Annotated in this window: 19 protein-coding genes; 10 read left to right on the forward strand and 9 right to left on the reverse strand. The window is 69.7% G+C overall.

What is annotated here, in order from left to right; translation table 11 throughout:
• The first annotated feature begins 59 nt into the window (after positions 1-59).
• The 7 genes from ABZY89_RS10560 to ABZY89_RS10590 all read left to right on the forward strand — a co-directional run bounded on the left by ABZY89_RS10560 (position 60) and on the right by ABZY89_RS10590 (position 6096).
• Positions 60-1220, forward strand: coding sequence for a hypothetical protein (locus ABZY89_RS10560; protein WP_355226917.1), 1161 nt, complete (start codon positions 60-62; stop codon positions 1218-1220).
• Positions 1221-1293: 73 nt separating this feature from the next.
• Positions 1294-3306: an MDR family MFS transporter gene (locus tag ABZY89_RS10565; RefSeq protein ID WP_355226919.1), complete on the forward strand. Its 2013-nt coding sequence runs from the start codon at positions 1294-1296 to the stop codon at positions 3304-3306.
• A 53-nt stretch (positions 3307-3359) separates the two neighbouring features.
• The gene (locus ABZY89_RS10570; protein WP_355226921.1) at positions 3360-3662 is read left to right on the forward strand and encodes a hypothetical protein; all 303 of its coding nucleotides are present in this window, start codon (positions 3360-3362) and stop codon (positions 3660-3662) included.
• On the forward strand, positions 3662-4864 hold the full coding sequence (locus tag ABZY89_RS10575) for a hypothetical protein (protein WP_355226922.1): 1203 nt from the start codon (positions 3662-3664) through the stop codon (positions 4862-4864). Before ABZY89_RS10570 ends, ABZY89_RS10575 begins: the two co-directional genes overlap by 1 nt.
• A gap of 7 nt (positions 4865-4871) precedes the next feature.
• Positions 4872-5231 carry a hypothetical protein gene (locus ABZY89_RS10580; protein WP_355226924.1) on the forward strand — a complete coding sequence of 120 codons (360 nt, stop codon included), beginning with the start codon at positions 4872-4874 and terminating at the stop codon, positions 5229-5231.
• A gap of 2 nt (positions 5232-5233) precedes the next feature.
• Positions 5234-5656: a hypothetical protein gene (locus tag ABZY89_RS10585; protein ID WP_355226925.1), complete on the forward strand. Its 423-nt coding sequence runs from the start codon at positions 5234-5236 to the stop codon at positions 5654-5656.
• On the forward strand, positions 5653-6096 hold the full coding sequence (locus tag ABZY89_RS10590) for a hypothetical protein (protein ID WP_355226927.1): 444 nt from the start codon (positions 5653-5655) through the stop codon (positions 6094-6096). The genes ABZY89_RS10585 and ABZY89_RS10590 overlap by 4 nt, the downstream gene beginning before the upstream one ends.
• Here ABZY89_RS10590 and ABZY89_RS10595 read toward each other — a convergent pair.
• Positions 6090-6536 carry a hypothetical protein gene (locus tag ABZY89_RS10595; protein ID WP_355226928.1) on the reverse strand — a complete coding sequence of 149 codons (447 nt, stop codon included), beginning with the start codon at positions 6534-6536 and terminating at the stop codon, positions 6090-6092. The two genes, ABZY89_RS10590 and ABZY89_RS10595, sit on opposite strands and share 7 nt — an antisense overlap.
• A gap of 137 nt (positions 6537-6673) precedes the next feature.
• Here ABZY89_RS10595 and ABZY89_RS10600 point away from each other — a divergent pair, with 137 nt between their 5' ends.
• Complete coding sequence (locus tag ABZY89_RS10600; protein WP_355226930.1) at positions 6674-7450, forward strand: NPP1 family protein; 777 nt, start codon at positions 6674-6676, stop codon at positions 7448-7450.
• 26 nt (positions 7451-7476) lie between these two features.
• Here the strand turns inward: ABZY89_RS10600 and ABZY89_RS10605 are convergent, their stop codons facing one another.
• From ABZY89_RS10605 to ABZY89_RS10630, 6 genes are all read right to left on the reverse strand, one after another.
• A complete protein-coding gene (locus ABZY89_RS10605; protein ID WP_355226932.1) occupies positions 7477-8232 on the reverse strand; it encodes an anti-sigma factor in 756 nt (251 codons plus the stop codon).
• The gene (sigK, locus tag ABZY89_RS10610) at positions 8229-8828 is read right to left on the reverse strand and encodes an ECF RNA polymerase sigma factor SigK (protein WP_355226934.1); all 600 of its coding nucleotides are present in this window, start codon (positions 8826-8828) and stop codon (positions 8229-8231) included. The genes ABZY89_RS10605 and sigK overlap by 4 nt, the downstream gene beginning before the upstream one ends.
• Before the next feature lie 37 nt (positions 8829-8865).
• On the reverse strand, positions 8866-9513 hold the full coding sequence (locus tag ABZY89_RS10615) for a fasciclin domain-containing protein (RefSeq protein WP_355226935.1): 648 nt from the start codon (positions 9511-9513) through the stop codon (positions 8866-8868).
• A gap of 82 nt (positions 9514-9595) precedes the next feature.
• Positions 9596-11137 (reverse strand): molybdopterin-dependent oxidoreductase, encoded by a 1542-nt coding sequence (locus ABZY89_RS10620; RefSeq protein WP_355226937.1) that lies wholly within the window; start codon positions 11135-11137, stop codon positions 9596-9598.
• A gap of 33 nt (positions 11138-11170) precedes the next feature.
• A complete protein-coding gene (locus tag ABZY89_RS10625; protein ID WP_355226938.1) occupies positions 11171-12928 on the reverse strand; it encodes a DUF429 domain-containing protein in 1758 nt (585 codons plus the stop codon).
• 47 nt (positions 12929-12975) lie between these two features.
• Positions 12976-13674 carry a methyltransferase domain-containing protein gene (locus ABZY89_RS10630; protein WP_355226940.1) on the reverse strand — a complete coding sequence of 233 codons (699 nt, stop codon included), beginning with the start codon at positions 13672-13674 and terminating at the stop codon, positions 12976-12978.
• A gap of 53 nt (positions 13675-13727) precedes the next feature.
• Here ABZY89_RS10630 and ABZY89_RS10635 point away from each other — a divergent pair, with 53 nt between their 5' ends.
• A complete protein-coding gene (locus tag ABZY89_RS10635) occupies positions 13728-14648 on the forward strand; it encodes an AraC family transcriptional regulator (protein ID WP_355226942.1) in 921 nt (306 codons plus the stop codon).
• Positions 14649-14739: 91 nt separating this feature from the next.
• Positions 14740-15099, forward strand: coding sequence for a hypothetical protein (locus ABZY89_RS10640; RefSeq protein ID WP_355226943.1), 360 nt, complete (start codon positions 14740-14742; stop codon positions 15097-15099).
• Between the two features lie 24 nt (positions 15100-15123).
• On the opposite strand, the gene ABZY89_RS10645 is transcribed toward ABZY89_RS10640, so the two are convergent.
• Together ABZY89_RS10645 and ABZY89_RS10650 are read right to left on the reverse strand one after the other, a co-directional pair.
• Entirely contained in the window at positions 15124-15606 is a 483-nt protein-coding gene (locus ABZY89_RS10645) for a TrmO family methyltransferase (protein WP_355226945.1), read from the reverse strand.
• 30 nt (positions 15607-15636) lie between these two features.
• On the reverse strand, positions 15637-17055 hold the full coding sequence (locus tag ABZY89_RS10650; protein ID WP_355226947.1) for a helix-turn-helix transcriptional regulator: 1419 nt from the start codon (positions 17053-17055) through the stop codon (positions 15637-15639).
• Positions 17056-17107: the final 52 nt, after the last annotated feature.

The raw sequence follows: 17107 nt of genomic DNA on the forward strand, positions 1-17107 counted from the left end.
TATCCACAGGCCGGTGATAGGCGCTGGCGGGGCGTACGGATCCGGGGTCTGCTGGGGTCATGCCCAAACGAAAGAAGCGTGAGAAGTCACCTCGTCCGCCGAACAGGCCCGGGGATCCGCGGCGACGGTCGTTCGCGGAGAAGGTCGTCGACAGTCCCTATTGGCCGGCGATGTTCGCGGTGAACGATGCCGAGGCCCGCGGGGACGTGAAATCAGCCCTGGAGATCATTCACACGACCAGCGACCAGCTCGACAAGGAGCAGTTCTGGCATCCGTCGCGCCTCGAGCGGCTGGAACAGCTGCGGCTGCTCGAGGCGCTGATGCCGAGGTGGGCGCATTCGCGATGGATCGTCGCGCAGGCGATGCAGAGCACCCACGCGCGCAACCAGTGGCGGATGTCGAAGGCGATCCGTGTCGCGCTGGACGTCCGTGGTGGCCCCGATCCCGGACGTGACCGGGAGGACGACCGGATCCAGATCTTGGATCGCGACTGGGTCTACCGGCAGACGTTCCTCTACGAGCTCGGCGGGCTCGAGGCGTTCCTGCGCCACAACGCGTCCGGCGACCTCATCGCCGGCGCCGACCGGATCTGGGAGTGGGTGCGGGCGCCGATGCGTGGCCTACGGCTGCTGGGACACGAGCCGCGAAACCTGCTCTGGGAGGATCCGAGGACCGGAGAGCAGCTGACCACGATCAACATCGGTGCCGGACTGCTCGTCGATGACGGGGAGTGCGTGATCGGCCGGATCGTGCCGATCGACGACGGCCTGATGTTCGAGACGGCGCCGCTGCGGGTGCCTGAGGAAGTGGCGTACGCCGTCACGGATGAGCCGGAGCGGTGGATCGACGCGCTGCGTGACAGGACCGGCAGGCCGGGGCACGAGCCGGGGGAGATCTGGACCCACCGCGGGTTGCGCGACTACGGCTTGCTCACCGACATTCCGTACGGACTGGTCAACCTCGCCATGGACGCGGGGCTGCATGCGTTCAGGAGTCCCGACGACGATGGGTTGGTCGAGCTCGACGAGCTGTTCAACCATCCGGCTGACTATCCCGCGTGCCTGGCCGCGTGGCTGATGCGACCGGAGACGATCACAGCGCTCGGCGCGGGCGTGCCGCTGGAGGGCCTTTCCGCGCTCGTCGGGTTCGCCGAATTCGTCCACGAGCCGGCCGCGAGTCTCATCCGCGACCTGGCCGACCACCACGAGGAGGCTGCCTGACACTCCGCGAGGCCCCTCGCCCCGACCTGGAGTTTCGCTTAGTTTGATTCCAGTCGAGACCGTGGGGGTCGCAATGGCAGCACCGCAGGCGGCATCGGACGTCGAGCCTCAGCTGAGCCGGCGCCGGATCAATCTCATCTTCGGCACCGTGCTCCTCGGCATGCTGCTCGCGGCGCTCGACCAGACGATCGTTTCGACCGCGCTGCCGACGATCGTGGCCGACGTCGGAGGTGCCGGCCACCTGTCGTGGGTGGTGTCGTCCTACCTCCTGGCCGAGACGGTGGCGACCGTGCTCGCCGGCAAGTTCGGCGACCTCTTCGGCCGCAAGCTGATGCTGCAGGTCTCCGCCGGGCTCTTCATCCTCGCCTCGGCGGCGTGCGGGTTCGCGACCGACATGGCCTGGCTGATCGGCGCCCGCGCCGTGCAGGGCATCGGCGCAGGTGGCCTGATGGTGACCGCGACGGCGCTGATCGGCGACATCATCCCGTTGCGGGAGCGAGGTAAGTACCAGGGCGCCCTCGGCGCGGTCTTCGGCGCCACCACCGTGCTCGGACCACTCCTCGGCGGCGTCTTCACCGACCACCTCTCCTGGCGCTGGGCGTTCTACATCAACCTGCCGCTCGGCATCGCCGTGATCGCGATCGCGAGCCTCACGCTGCCGCAGATCGCCCGAGGCAAGCGCCCCTCGATCGACTACCTCGGCATCCTCTTCGTCGGTCTCGGCGCCTCGATGCTGACGCTGGCCGTCAGTTGGGGCGGGACGGAGTACGCCTGGGGATCGGCGACCATCATCGGTCTGTTCATCGGCTCGGCCGTCGCCTTCGCGATCTTTGTCTGGGTCGAGTCGCGGGCGGTCTCTCCGATCCTGCCGTTGCGGCTGTTCCGGGACCGGGTGTTCACGGTCAGCGTCGTGCTCTCGTTCATCGTCGGCTTCGCGATGCTCGGCGCGATGACCTACCTGCCGACCTACATGCAGTACGTCCACGGCGTCTCTGCGACGTCGTCCGGGATCCGCACCCTGCCGATGGTCATCGGTCTGCTGGTGACCTCGACGGTGGCGGGCTCGATCGTGGGCCGGACCGGGCGCTACAAGCTCTTCCCGGTCGCCGGTGCGTTGATCATGGCGCTGGGGCTCTATCTGCTCTCGACCATGGACGCCGACACCAGCACCCTGATGATGTCGCTGTTCCTGCTGATCATGGGCATGGGTGTCGGCCTGAGCATGCAGATCCTGACGATCATCGTGCAGAACACCGCGGCCTACGAGGACCTCGGCGTGGCGACCTCGGGCGTGACCTTCTTCCGGACGATGGGCAGCTCGTTCGGCGCCTCGATCATGGGCACCGTGTACGCCAACGGGCTCGCCGACCGGCTGCCCGCCGCCCTCGTCTCGGCAGGAGTGCCCGCCGACGAAGTCGCGACACCGGCCCTGCTGCACGCGCTGCCCGACGCCCAGAGCGCGCCGATCATCGGCGCCTATGCGGAGACGCTGCAGGTCGTCTTCCTCGCCGCGGTCCCGGTCGCCGGGCTGGCGTTCCTGGTCGCGCTCTTCCTCAAGGAAGTGCCCCTACGCGGCACCTCGAGGGCAGGCGCGACCGACACGGGCGACGGCTTCGCGATGCCCAACTCCTCCGACAGTGCGATGCGCCTCGATGTCGCCGTCGCCGAACTGGTCCGCCGCCAGCCTCCGGAGACCTTCACCATGCTCCGAGAGTCGGCGGTCGATCTCGATGCGGCGACCGCGTGGTGCGTACGCCAGATCGGGATCCGCGAGTGGGTCGGCGGCGAGACCTCACTGGTCGCGATCGGCCACCGCCTCGGGATGCCGGGCGCGGTGCTGGCACCGGCATTCGCCACCGCCGCGGCGGAGGGCTACCTCTACGGCGACGAGACGGCGTACGCCCTGACGGAGGCGGGCAGGGGGGAGCTCGACAAGCTGGTCGCGGCATTCAAGGAATGGCTGGTCACCGAGCTCTCCGACTGGGGCGCGGACGACGCCAAGCTCGATGAGGCGCTCGCCGCCCTCTCCCGCAGGTTCGTGGAGGGCGAGCATGACGTACGGAGCCCGGCCGAGGCGGCCGTATAGGGCTTTTTACTTTCGTCATGTTTGAAATCGGCGAAAGCGGGTAGAACGAGGGCATGAGTGACGACGACATGCACGTCAATCCCGACGATCTCAGGTCCATCAAGAGCACGCTCGACACCGCCGGTGGAGACCTCTTCAAGCAGGCCAAGCCGCTGCAGAAGACGCCTGACGTGGGCGAGTCGTCTTCCGAGGTCGCGACCGCGCTGGCGTCGCTGGCGGCGGCCGTCGGTGGGATGGCGGAAGGCCTCGGGTCACTCAGCGACGGCGTACAGAACGCTCTCGACCACGCGACCACGGCCGATCACGGGGCCGGCGACGCGGGCCGGCGCCAGGAGCAGAGGGTGAGGGGCAACTGATGCCTGAGGCGATGGACACGAAGGTCTACGGCGACGCGTCGGCAGCGCAGACCGCGGCGGACGCGTGCACGACCGCCAAGGACGCGGTCGGTGACGCACTCGACGACCTCGGCAAGGCGATCAAGACTGCCGGTTCCTGGAAGGGCCAGGCGGGCGCCGCCTTCGAGTCGAAGGCGGAGAAGCGCAAGAACGACCTGCGTCAGCTCGAGTCGCGCATCGAGGCCATGGGCAAGGGCCTCTCGACCTTCTCGGGTGACCTCAAGGCGGTCGAGACGAAGATGTCGACGATCCGCACCGAGGCCAGCGGCGCGGGGCTGACGGTGAGTGGCACCATGATCTCGCCGCCGACCGACCCGGGCGATGACGCCTCCGAGGGCGACGTCAACGCCCACAACACCAAGGTCGAGAAGTGGAACGACCTGGTCAGCCGGGTCGAGACGGCCCGCAAGGACGAGGACAACGCCCACGAGGACCTCGGCAAGGCGATCTCGAAGTCGACCGGCGACGGCTGGATCGAGGACCGCCTCGAGGACCTGGGCCTGCTGCCGAAGGACTTCTCCGACGGCATGCAGATCGGTGCGTACGCCCTGGGGCTGGCCGGTCTGGGAGCCGGCGCCGGCGTCGACTGGATGGTCAAGAGCCGTTACGGCACGTTCCAGCCGCGGGTGAACGGCCGGTTCGCCAGCCCGTCGAGCCTGACGAAGCTGGAGCGCGCCGCGAAGGTGCTCAGCGACAAGAACTGGCACGCGAAGGCCAACAAGGCAGCCGTACGCGGCAAGTGGCTGACCGCGGGCAAGTGGGCGACCCGAGCCGGCTGGGTGGTCACGGCCGGCACCTCGGCGTGGGAGCAGTGGCAGAAGGACGCCGACGACCCGTCGCTGTCGACGACGGAGCGGGTGAGCCGCACGGTGAGCACCTCCGCGATCACGACGGCAGGCGCTGCCGGTGGAGCCTGGGCCGGCGCACAGGCCGGTGCCGCGATCGGCAGCATCTTCCCCGGCCCGGGTACGGTGATCGGCGGTGTCGTGGGTGGCGTGATCGGTGGTGCGATCGGCTCCGGGCTGGCCGGCAAGGCCGCCGACTTCGTGGTCGACGAGGCCGGGGAGCTCGGTGAGGCCGTTGTCGACGGGGTCAGCGACTTCGCGGAGGGCGCCGGCGAGGTAGCCTCCGATGTCGGCGACGCCATCACCTTCTGGGACTAGGACCGCAATGATCTGGGCCGTACTCATCCTCGTCGCCGGCGTCATCGGCGCCGGGGTCAGCATCTGGCAACATCTCGGGCTCTCCGCTCGTGCCCGTTCCTGGGCGACCGCGTGGAACCGCGGCGGTGTGGGCGAGGACGTCGTACTCATCCATCTGCCCTGCATCTCCGCGCTGGCCATCACCGGCTCGACGGCGTTCGGGCTGGTGCCGGAGCAGACCGCGGCTTGGACGGTCATCGGTGGGCTCTTCCTGCTCGCCTGCCTCGTCTATCCGCTGCTGGTCATCGTGCCCACCCCGTCGTTCATCAAGCCGAAGTGGTATCGCGAGTCGAGCCCGAAGAAGAAGCGCACCGCAGGAAAGAAGTGACCATGTCTGATCAGACGACGATGACGCTCCCGGACGGCTGGGAGATTGTCGAGCCACCCGAGGGCGTACGTTTCCTGGCGCTCGCGCCGGCGAGCGGGACCTTCCGCTCCAACCTCACGGTGACCGCCCAGACCAACGGCGACCTGGGGTTCCGCGACTGGCAGGTCGGCTCCGAGATGGCGTTCGCCGAGATGATGCCGGGTTACACGCCGATCGACCTCGAGCGCCTCACGATCGCCGGGCAGGAGGCGGGGCGGCGGCTGGCGATGTATGACGGGCCGGGCGGCTCCGCGCTGACCATGGAGCAGTGGTTCGTGGCGATCGACGGAGTCGGCCACACCCTGACCGCTACCGTGCTGACCAGCGACTATGCGACCTGGGCCGCCCAGATCGACGCTGCTGCCGCGACCTGGGGCCCGGCATGAGCGCCGCGACGGAGGTCGTCTGGGTCCTTGCCGGCCCGGGCGGACGCCTCGAGCACCGTGCCGCGGTCGACCCCACGGGCATCCACCTCGAGCTCGGCGTCGACGGCACGCGTACGCAGCCCCTCGACCTCCCGCGAGGTCACCTGGTCCCGAGCCTGGTCCGAACGCTGAAGATCCGCCCGGTCAAGGGCGCCGCTGGGTCGGTGCGCCCGTTCCCGACCGCCCGGATGGCAGAGCTGTTGGGCGAGGACCAGGACGCTCGCGACGTGGTCCTGAAGGAGGTCGGCGCCCGCACCGCCTGGTCGATCACGGTCGGCCCGTGGCAGCTCGCCGGCATCAATGGCCCCGACGGCCTCCACCTCGCGCTGGAGGACAGGCTGACCCCGATGACCAACACCGCCTTCTACCGCATGCTCTGCCAGCAGCTCGGCGCCTACTGATCCCGGCGGAGCGTGAGCGTCGAGAAGTCGGCGCCGAGGATGCCGAAGGCGTCGACGAGGAGCCCGGCGACGAGCGCTGCCTCGGCCCGGGGGACGGTGCGCCAGTAGTGCGGCACCCCCGGCGCCGGGGCGATCGGGTCGGTCTCGTCGGGGGTCAGCCAACCGGCCGCGCGAAGCGCCTCGTGCTGCTCGGCGGAGGCCTCCCAGGTGCCGCCGATGTGCTGCGTACCGGCGAACTCCGCGGAGAGGACCGAGTCCACGCACAGCACCTGCCCCCAGCGAGACGGTGGGGCGGACCGTGACGCCTTCGCCCTGAGCCGGGCGAGGAGGCCCGTCGGTTCCGGCGCCGGCGGCGAGGGCTCAGCGATGATCACGAACTCCTGCTGGCCGAGGCCGGCGAGCTCGGCGACGATCCGTTCCTGCCACTGCGTTGCGTCCACCGGACCATCCAACCAGGGCACGGGAGACCACCGGAGGGCGGCGTTACCGGCGCGTTCACACACAAGGGGTTGTCACGCGATCGCGGCACTGGTTGCATCTGTGCACCCCCTTCCCCCACGAACAAGGGACCCCCCACATGACTCTCGGGAAACGACTCACGCGCAAGCTCGCCCTCGCGCTTCCGCTCGCCGCACTCCTCTCCGTCATTCCGGCGGCCGCCTGGGCCGCCCCGCCCCCGGCGCTCCCGGCCTCGGCCCCGGAGGGCGACCGCACCTGGCAGCCGGCCCTCGACTTCGACACCGACGGCTGTTACAGCACCCCGGCGATCGGCCCGGACGGCACGCTCAACGGCGGCCTGGCGATGGGCGGCACGGTCAACGGCCAGTGCCGCGACCTCTCCGACCTGCAGAACACCAACGTCTACTCCCGCTCGAAGTGCAACAACGGCTGGTGTGCGTACCTCTACGGCTACTACTTCGAGAAGGACCAGGTCTCGTGGGGCCCCGGATCGGCCGGCCACCGGCACGACTGGGAGCACATCATCGTGTGGGTGCAGGACGGTCACACCAGATACATGTCCGTCTCCCAGCACTCGGGCTACCAGATCAAGCCCGAGTCGGAGCTGCAGTTCGAGGGCGGTACGCACCCCAAGGCCGTCTATCACAAGGACGGCGGCAGCACCCACTGCTTCCGCTTCCCCAAGACCGGTGGCGGAGACGAGCCGCCCGAGAACCACGAGGGTGTCTGGCAGGTCAAGGGTCTGGTCGGCTGGGACAACTACCCGGCCGGCATCCGCGACCGCCTCGTCGCGGCCGACTTCGGCGCCGCCACGTTCAAGCTCACCGACGCGCGGTTCGGCAACGCGCTGGCGGGCGGGAAGCCGGCCGGGGTCTCCCTCGACCCCTACGCCTGAGCCGGCCGGCTCCCACTTCTCGCAGGTCAGGTGGCCTGCGAGAAGTCGAACAACGCGATCGGGGCCGACGTCGGTTCATCGGAGCCTCCCTCGGGCTCGACGGTGATCCCGGCCGCGCTCGCGTCCCCGGCGTCACCCTCCAGGACGACGGTCTGGTCGCTGCCGGCGGGCATCAGGCCGGCGGGGACCATGACGTCGTCGTGCTGGAGCCAGAGCTCGTAGACCTTGCCGTTCGGTGCGGCCGGCATGTCGGAGGTGACCAGCACCGCCCGATTCTCCGAGACCGAGCGGACCACCCGGGCCCGGGCGTCGCCGGGCAGGTCGACGGCCACGGTGGTGGCGTCCTTCGCGTTCAGGACCCGCTCCGCGGTCGTCATGGTCTGGCTGGTGTCGTCGCGGAGCAGCTCGACGGCGGTGACCGTTCCGGTACCGACGACGGCCAGCACCGCGGCCGCGGCGGCGAACGTACGCCAACCGAACCGTCGACGGCTGGGCGACGCGTCCGAGGGCTCAGGAGTCTCGACGGCCCTGTGCCTGGGCGCGGTCTCGGGCGGAAGCGGCCGGATCTCCTTGATGCCGGCGAGCAGGCGGTCGCGCAGCTCCGGCGAGGGAGCGGTGTCGGTCAGGCCGCCGAGCATCCAGGTGGTGTCGCGCAGGCTGGCCACCTCGTCGCGGCAGTCGGCGCACACGGCGAGATGCTCCTCGAACCGGGCGCGCTCGATGTCGTCGAGGGCGTCGACGGCGTAGGCGCCGGAGAGGGCGTGAATGTCATGCGCGGTCATCGGCTCACTCCCATCGCGTCGCGCAACCGGATCAGTCCATCCCGGATTCGGGTCTTTGCAGTGCCTATCGGCAGATCGAGCATGGCGGCGACCTCAGTGTGGGTGTAACCGCCGAAGTACGCCAGCTGTAGCGCCTCGCGTTGAACTGCCGTCAGGGTTTCGAGGGCGGTGTGGACGCGGCGAGCCTCCAAGGAGGTCTCCACGGCCTCGGCCGTCGTGTCATGGGGCGGGGTCTGGGTGGTGCCGTGGTAGGCCGTGTCGTTGCGGCCCGCGGACTCCGCGGATCGGACCCGGTCGACGGCACGACGATGGGCCAGCGTCAGCAGCCACGAATGGGCGCTGCCGAGGTTCTCGTCGTACCGGCTGGCGGTGCGCCACACCTGGAGGTACGCCTCCTGGGTGACCTCCTCCGCCTGAGCCGGGTCACGCACCACCCGCAGCACCAGTCCGTGCACGCGGGCGGAGGTCGCGTCGTAGAGCGCGGCGAAGGCGGCCTCGTCGCCTCGGGCGACGCGACGGAGGAGCTCGGCGAGCCCCGGGGACCCGGTTCCCTCCGGCGACGAGTCGCCGGAGGGAACTGAGCTGAGCGGTCTCATGTATCGATCCTCGCGGATATCCGGTCCGATGTCCCGATCAGGGCATCAGAACGGTGTCGACGACGTACACCGTGGCGTTGGCGGTCGGGATGTTGCCGCACAGCACCTTGGCGTTCTCCTTGCCGACGGTGAACTCCTCGCCCTCGCCCTCGACGGTGATCATGTCGCCGGCCAGGGTCTCGTGCTCACCAGCGACCTCGTCCGGGCCGAGCTGACCGGCCACCACGTGGTGGGTGAGGACCTTGGTCAGCGTCTCCTTGTCGGCCAGCACTGCGTCCAGGTCGGCCTTCGGGATCTTCGCGAAGGCGTCGTCGGTCGGGGCGAAGACGGTCAGCGCGTCGGCGCTGTTGAGGGTGTCGACGAGCTCGGCCTCACCGACGGCCGAGACCAGCGTCTTGAGCAGCGGGTTGGCGCTCGCCGCGGAGGCGACCGGTGCGGTCGACATGCCGTTGAACGAGCCGGCGCCGTCGGCGGGGATCAGCTTGCAGCCTTCGCCGAAGGTCTGCGCGCCGGCCTCCATGTTCTCGGACTCCTCGGGCGCCGCCTCGGTCGACTCGGAGGTGCTGGACCCGCCTTCGCTGCCGGACGCGGTGTCCTCCGAACCACATGCCGAGAGACCGAGACCCAGCATGAGCGCCATGGACGCGGCGACGCTGCCGGTGCGGGTGATCGTGTTGAGCTTCATTGGGAGAGCCTTTCGAGGGTTGGTCTCTTGCTGTCATGAGGGCTTCGGCACGGTGCCCGAATCGGATTTCGCCAATTTCTGATCAGGTGACGGTGACGACGATTTCCTGGATTCCGCTGGACCCGTCGGGGAACGGGGTGGCCCGCCCCGAGCTCTGCACGTTGCCGTCGCGATCGGTGACCCGGACGGCCAGCTGGTGGCTGCCGGGCTGGGCGTCCCAGGGCAGGAACCACTGGCGCCAGTAGTCGATCCCGGCGTCCGGGCCGAGCTCGGCCGGCTGCCAGCGGCCGCCGTCGATGCGTACGTCGACCTTGGCGACGCCGTGGTGCTGGGCCCAGGCGACACCGCCGATCACGGTGCGGCCGCCCTCGATGTTGCTCAGCGGACGGGGCGTGTCGATCCGGCTGGACAGCTTGATCGGGGCATCGATGGCCCAGTCGCGGTCGGTCCAGTAGGCGGTCGCCTCGTCATAGCGGGTCAGGGTCAGCTTGGTGACCCACTTGGTGGCGCCGACGTACCCGTAGAGGCCGGGCACCACCAGCCTGGCCGGGAAGCCGTGGGTGCGGGGGAGGACCTCGCCGTTCATGCCGAGGGCGACCATCGCGTTGCGGCCGTCCATCGCGGCCTCGAGCGGGGTGCTGATCGTGAAGCCCTCGACGTCGGTCGAGAGGATCTGGTCGGCGTCCTTGCCGACACCGGCCTCCTCGAGCAGCTCCTTGAGAGGTACGCCGGTCCAGCGCGCCGCGCCGACGAGCTTGCCGCCGACCTCGTTGGAGACGCACGTCAGGGTGATGTCGTGCTCGACGTTCTCCCGCGCGCGCAGGTCGTCATAGCTGAAGGTGAGCTCGCGGCCGACATCACCGTCGATGGTGAGCGACCAGCTGTTCTGATCGACGATCGGAACGGCCAGCTTGGTGTCGACCCGGTAGAAGTCGCGGTTGCGGGTGATGAACCGGGAGATCCCCTGGTGCGTCTCCTCCAGCCCTGCCGGAAGCGCCGGCAGCGGGTCGCGCACCCGCGGCAGCATGATGTCGGCGAGGGCCGTACGTCCGCGCACGATCAGCTGCCCGCCCGTCGCGGCTGCGGCGGAGAGCAGTGCCAGCGCGCCGAACCCGATCAGGACGCTCCGGCGGGTGGCGGTGCCGTCGCTCGAGTCGTCGTCGCTCCGTTGCGTCGGTGTGCGTTCAGCCGTCAGGGCGCGGGTCAGCAGCACCAGGACGGCGGGGCCGAGGACGAGGGCGACGGCCGTGGGCACGAGGTTCGCGATCTCGAAGAGCGGCTGGCGGACCACGGCGGCCCCGGCGAGCAGGACCAGGCCCGCCATGAGCCCGACGCCGAGTCTCAGCCGGCTGCGGGACACGACGCCGATCACGGCGGCGAACGCGATCGTGACCAGCAGCACGCTGCCGATCAGGATCGGCTTGTCCGCGCTGCCGAGCTCGCGTACCGCCCACTCCTTGACCGGGGTGGGTGTCGCGTCGATGACGGCCGTGCTGACCGCGAGCGCGGGGGACGAGGCCGGGGTGAGCAGCGCAGCGGTGAGGTGCGCGGCCGACATCCCGGCCACTCCGGCGAGCACACCGGCGGCGGCATGGGCGAGGGTATGGCGATCCAGGTGTCTCATAGCGGGAATTCGCGCCCGCCCCCGGATCGGATTTCAGTCGGAGTCGCGCATCTTGGCGAGCCTGGCTCTCAGACCGGGCGCCCGGTGCGCATTGGCACGCAGCCCGACGTAGGCGTCGCCGTAGACCCAGAGCAGGGCGTCGTCGAGCCGCCGCACCGCGCCCGGCGGATAGCGGTAGTCCATCCGCGCCATGAGGGTTTCCTCGTCGACCGAGCGCAACGCTTCGCCGAGCTCGGTCAGCGAGGTGATGCCGAGCTCGAGGATGACTCCGGAGATCCACCCGTAGTGGTCGGTCCGCGACCAGCCGGCGTCGGCGTACTGCCCGGCCAGGAACGCCGCCAGCTCCCGGGGGCTGATCCGCGGGTCGTCGTCGGGAGCCTCTGTGCTGGCGGCGGTCGCGCCCTCCCGGAGCCGGTCCCTGATCGTGGAGAACTCACGGTCGGCGAGCTCGAGCAGTCCGGCAGCGAGCGTGAACCGTCGGTCGAAGTCGGGCACGTGCTCGCTGGGGATCGTGCCCTTGTAGCGGATGTCGTGCTCGAACTCTGCCCAGGCGTGCTGCAGCACCGTGCGGATCTGGATCTGCGCCTGGCGGCCTCGCAACAGCTCGTACGCTTCCTGGCCCTCCCGCGCGGGGTCGAGGCTGACCAGCAGGTGGCGGCTGGCGTACCCGAACCGGCCCTCGCTCGCGGTCTCCTCGCCCATGTCGCGGTCGTCGTGGACCACCACCTGGTCGTCGAGGAGATCGGCGACGGCCTGGACGTCGCTGTGGACGTAGGTGATCACCCGCAGCCCGATCTGGTCGGTGATCTGGCGGAGCGGGTCGGTGAAGACCTGTCGTCCGTCGACGGTACGAGCCGCCTTGGCCGCGAACGAGGCGACCGACTTCGCGCGCGAGGTCACGGTGAGGTAGTTGATGCCCGCGTCGTCGAGGATCGAGGTCACCAGCTGTACGTACTGGTCGGCTGCTTCTTGCAGCGTCGGCTGCATCGCGGCGTACTCACGGACCGCGGTCGCGGTGTCGTGGATCCTCGCTCCCGCTCGCCCGCGGGGCGTCGGGCGGAGGTCGTCGGGCAGCGTCGGAGTGACGATATAGCCGGTGGCGAAGTCTCCGTACGTGGTGGTGCGGTCCGGTGCGCGGGTCGCGAACAGGCCGATGTAGGCGCTCAACACTGCGTCGACCTGGTCCTCGACCACGCGCAGCTCGCTCTTGCGTACGGCATTCTCGGCGGCTGTGCGCAGGGCCTGCCACGACGGGTCGTCGAGCAGCAGCGGCGGGTCGGCGCTGGCGAGACCCTCGAGCAGGCCGAACAACATGATCAGCTCGGCCCGGAGCTGGTCGATGTCACGCCCTGACTTGTGCTTGTACTTCAGCGTCCGGCCCAGGCGGAAGAGGGCCACCGTCGCGGGGTGGGGATAGACCTCGATCGCCCGGCGCCGCCGGCCGGACCGGGGGTTCATGTCGAGCCCGAGCCGAGCCGCGATCCGGGCGCCTCGAGGCTGCTCGCTGAACTCCGGCTTGCTGGTGTTGGCGGGGTGCGCGCCGGCGTCGAAGCGAGCGAAGTCCTTGTTGAGGGCCGCCTCGGCCGATCGGTTCCCGGTGGGATTGGTGACGATCAGAGGAGCATCGATCGCGACGAGACAGTCGCCCTCGACGTAGGGCTCCATGGCGGCGACGATCTCGTCGTCGGTCTTGACGGCAGAGACGTGCACGAGGCGGCCCTCCTCGTCCAGGACGGCCAGGCCGGTCGGCCTGCGCACGCCCCAGGCGAGGTCGACTCCGAGGAAGTACATGGGGCCAGACTGCCCGCCCAAGAGGCGCGGGTCTAACCCCCGGGCCGTCAGCGAGTCGCCTGAACGATCGTGATCGGCCCGAATCGGTGGTTGATGTGGTCGACCTCGCGGGCGTCGGTGAACCCGGCGTCGGTCAGGAGGCTGACGAGCGCGTTGTCTAGGTTGCGCTCGGTGTAGGCGTTCATCCCGCGATGCCGGCGGCCCCCGTGCTGGTGGTTGTGGCCGTGGTCGTGGCCCGGTCCGTGGTCGGGGGCGCCGAAGTCGACGATGGTGACCCGTCCGCCGGGCCGGAGCACCCGGTGGGCCTCGCGTCCGAACCCCTCGCGCCCGGAGTCGTCGACGTGGTGCAGCGCGAGCGAGGAGACGACGTGGTCGACGCTGCCGTCCTCGGGCAGCAGCCGGTCGGCGTACCCCTGCACCAGTGAGAGACGTACGCCTCGACGACCCGCCTTCCGAGCGGCGATCCGCAGCGCGGCGTCGTCGGGGTCGTGCCCGGTGACGACGGCTCCCGGGACGGCTCGAAGCACCGAGAAGGAGAGGTTGCCGGTGCCGCAGCCGACGTCGAGCACCGTCTGCCCAGGCGAGATGCCGGCGAGCTCGACCGTCCGTTCGTGGAGCGCGCGCACGCGGGCGAGCCGGGTGAAGAGGTCGTAGAGGGGGAGGAGCCAGGTGCGGCCCATGCCGGGAAGGAACGGGCGGTCCCGTTCGCCCTCGGCGCGGCCGTCGATGATCTGTATGGTGGTCATAGTTCCACGATGGGACATCTTGCGGATCTACGGTGGGAGGGAAGTCGGTCGGCATGGGACGTTCTTCGGATTCGACCCCGGTGCTCGCCCGAGCCGTGCGCACCGTGCGTGCCGACGGCACCCCGGTCTACGCCTGGGACCAGCGCCCGGGCAGACCCGCCGTCAGGGTCGTACCCCTCGATCCCGACTGCGACACCGAGCACCTGCCTCCCGACAACCGGCACGCCCACGACTTCTGGGTGCTCGCCTATGTCGAGCGCGGCGGCGGCGCCGTCGGCCTCGACGGCAAGCAGGTGGCGTTGCGTGACGGCGAGGTCCACGCGGTCGCTCCCGGCGAGGTCGTGGCCGCCGAGTCGCTCGCCGAGCTCACTCACGCACGAGCCTGGTCGGTGGCGTTCACCCCCGACGCCATCCCCTCCCTCGCCTCCATCTCCCCGCTCACCTGGGCCCACCACCCATTGCTCGCCCTCTTCGCCGCCGACGGCCGCCGCGGCATGGTCCCCGAGGCCGAGCGCCCCCGCTGGCACGCCTGGCTCACCGAGCTCGACGACGAGCTCCGCCACCCCGAACGCCTCGGCTCCCACGACGCCATCACCGCGATCCTCACGAACCTCCTGGTCGCGTCGGCGCGGTTGGCCCCCAGCGCCCCCATCGCCCCAGACCCGCTGGTCAGCCGCGTCTTCGACGAGATCGAGAGGACGTACGCCACCAAGGTCTCCGCCGGCGACCTCGCCCGCACCCTGGGCTACACCCCCGGCCACCTCACCACCGTCATCCGCCAACGCACCGGCCGCACCCTCCTCGACTGGCTCACCGAGCGCCGACTCACCGAAGCCCGCCGGCTCCTCCGCGAGACCGACCTCCCGCTCTCGGTCATCTCCACCCGCACCGGCCTCACCGACCCCGGCTACCTGGTACGCCGCTTCAAGTCCCGCTACGGCACCACCCCCGACCGCTGGCGCCGGGAGGCTTGATGCCGTGATGGTCGAGTTTGGCTCCTGGTGCCAGTGCGAGGACGCCGTGTGAGCGACTGCAAGCCCGCCCATTCCATGGGATGCTCATTGCATGTCGCTCGACGACGACCTACTCCAGCTCCTCTCCGACAATCTGCGACTCGGCGAGGCGATCTACACCCTTGGCTCGCAGCAACCGAACTGGATCGTCAGGATCGCTCCCGAGGGGATCTACGTAGAGACCGAGCGTTCCAGAGAACGTGGCCGCGTCGGCCCGGAGCGTGTTCCTGCCGAGATGCTGTCGAAGGCATGGGACCGTCTTACGGTTCGGGGCGTACTTACGAACAAGGAACTCCGCGCCTCTGACGACCTCAACGTGAAGCGCTCGTCCTTTGTCTGTGCCGTCCTTGCCCAGCTTCCCGGCGTCGTCGTGAGCTCCACCAGACCGATTACGCTCTCCTACCAACGCTGACAGCGCTCACGTTGCGCTGCGTCGCTAGGCCTTCGTCGACGGGGCGAAGTAGTCGCCGAGCATCTCGGTGACCCAGGTCGGCTGGTGAGTCTCTCCGCGGGGTCCGAACTCGGTGAACCATGGCTTGACGTCGAGTACGGGGGTGCCGTCGACGGCGTCGAGGTCTTCGACGTGGAGGTCGAGGCCGTCGACCTTGTTTAGTTTGCAGCGGGAGATGCCGAGCCAGTTGCGGCGGCGCATGTTGCGGTGGCCGATGTTGCCGACTTCGGGCCAGGCCGGGTTCTCGCGGGCGCGGCGTAGGCCGAGGTTGAGGTCGGTCTGGTCGGTGAGGTGGAAGAAGAAGACGACTTCGAGGTGGGAGAACTCCTCCAGACCTTGGGTTGCCTCGACCGGGTACAGGTCGGGGTCGAGACGGATGATCGCGGCGGTACCGCCCCAGTAGTCGTCAGTGGGCTCGGTGCGGCCGCCGACGACCTGGGCGATCGGGGTCATGGGGATGGGTTCCACAGATGCTCCTTGGCGACGAGGGGGATCGGGTCAGGCTGTTGCGAGATAGGCAGCAGCACGCTGGTCGAGGTCTGCGAACTCGCTGGTGGAGCGAACAGGTTGGAGGACCTGGCGCACGGTGGCGGCCATGTCCCGCACCCGTCCGGAGCGCACGCCAGAAGTGGCGTCCAGCGCGGTCGACCAGGTCGCACCGGCACGATCGAGGTGGCCGCGGGCGGCCTGGATCTCGCCGAGGTAGCCGAGGGTGACCGCGTGGGTGCGTACGAACTCCTTGCCGCGCAGCTCGACGCTGCGGGTTAGGGCGGTCTCGGCGCCGTTGAGGTCACCGCTGGCGTACAGGGTGCGGCCGGTCTCATGGGCGAGTGATGCCTGGGAGAAGAAGAACACCCTGCTTGGTTCTTCGTCTCCACTGCTCGCTGCGGCGAGATCCTTCTCCGCGCGCAACAGCGCCGCCGCGGAGGCACCCCCGAGTCCGGCGGTGGCGAGCGCTCGAGCATGGACGACCCCGATCAGGGAACGCTCACGCGGGCAAGCCGTGCGGTAGCGGGCGCCGTCCACGGATGCCTCCGCGAGCGCGAGCGCATCGTTGGGCTTCTCGAGCTCGATCGCCTGATGCGCGAGCGCCCGAAGGGCGTGGCCGGCCAGTGCCGGGTCGCTGGCCTCCTCAGCGAGCTTGACCGAGGTCGTCAGGAGACGACGTGCCTGGCCGTGGCGGGCATCGTCGAACGCCATCCATCCGGCGACGTAGGCGACCTCGGATGCTGCTGCGAACATCGCTGCTCTGACCGACTCGTTCGGGAAGACCCCGGTGACCATGCGTTGCACGTCGTTCATGAGGTACGCGGTGACCTGACCGAGCGCACTCCCGCCGCCGTGCTTCTGGTCGGCTCGAGCGAACCCGGCCGCCGTGGAGTGGATCCGTGCCACATCGATCGCGCCGTAGCGTCGCCCCGTTGTCGGCGGGGAACCCCACGACACCACGGTTGCCGCGGCCGCACCAAGTGCCTCACGTCGAGTCAGGTCCACGGCGCCATTGTCCCGGGCCGGCCGAGCGGCCGGAGCCGTTGGGGCTCGCAGCTGCCGAAGCAGATCCTGCTGAGCCAGTGGCAGGTGCTCGTGATCGACGTCATCGAGAAGGTCGAGGACCGTGCAGCCGTGCCCAAATGCGCGAGCCAGACGTGCGAGGTCCTCCAGCGCGGGACGTGAACCCCCGTGGGGCCAGTTCTCCCACCGCGAGAGCCGGGAGTCATCGATCGGAGCATCCGGGTTGACCGTCCGGTACTGCTGGACCGCCTTCCACTGCGTCCACCCGAGAGCTGCTCGCCAGGCCCGCCGTGGGCGGTCACCGAAGGCTTGTTGCATCTGCGCAGCGATCTGGGCCACCGAGCGATCCTCGGCGGCCAGGCGCAGGCGCAGCTGCTCGCGCGCTGCCCTCTCGCTACGTGCCACGTCGAATACCTCGCCCGATCGTCGTCTGCGGCCCTTACCTGACGCGATCGTA

Source organism: Nocardioides sp. NPDC006303 (assembly GCF_040613175.1).
Lineage (GTDB): Bacteria > Actinomycetota > Actinomycetes > Propionibacteriales > Nocardioidaceae > Nocardioides.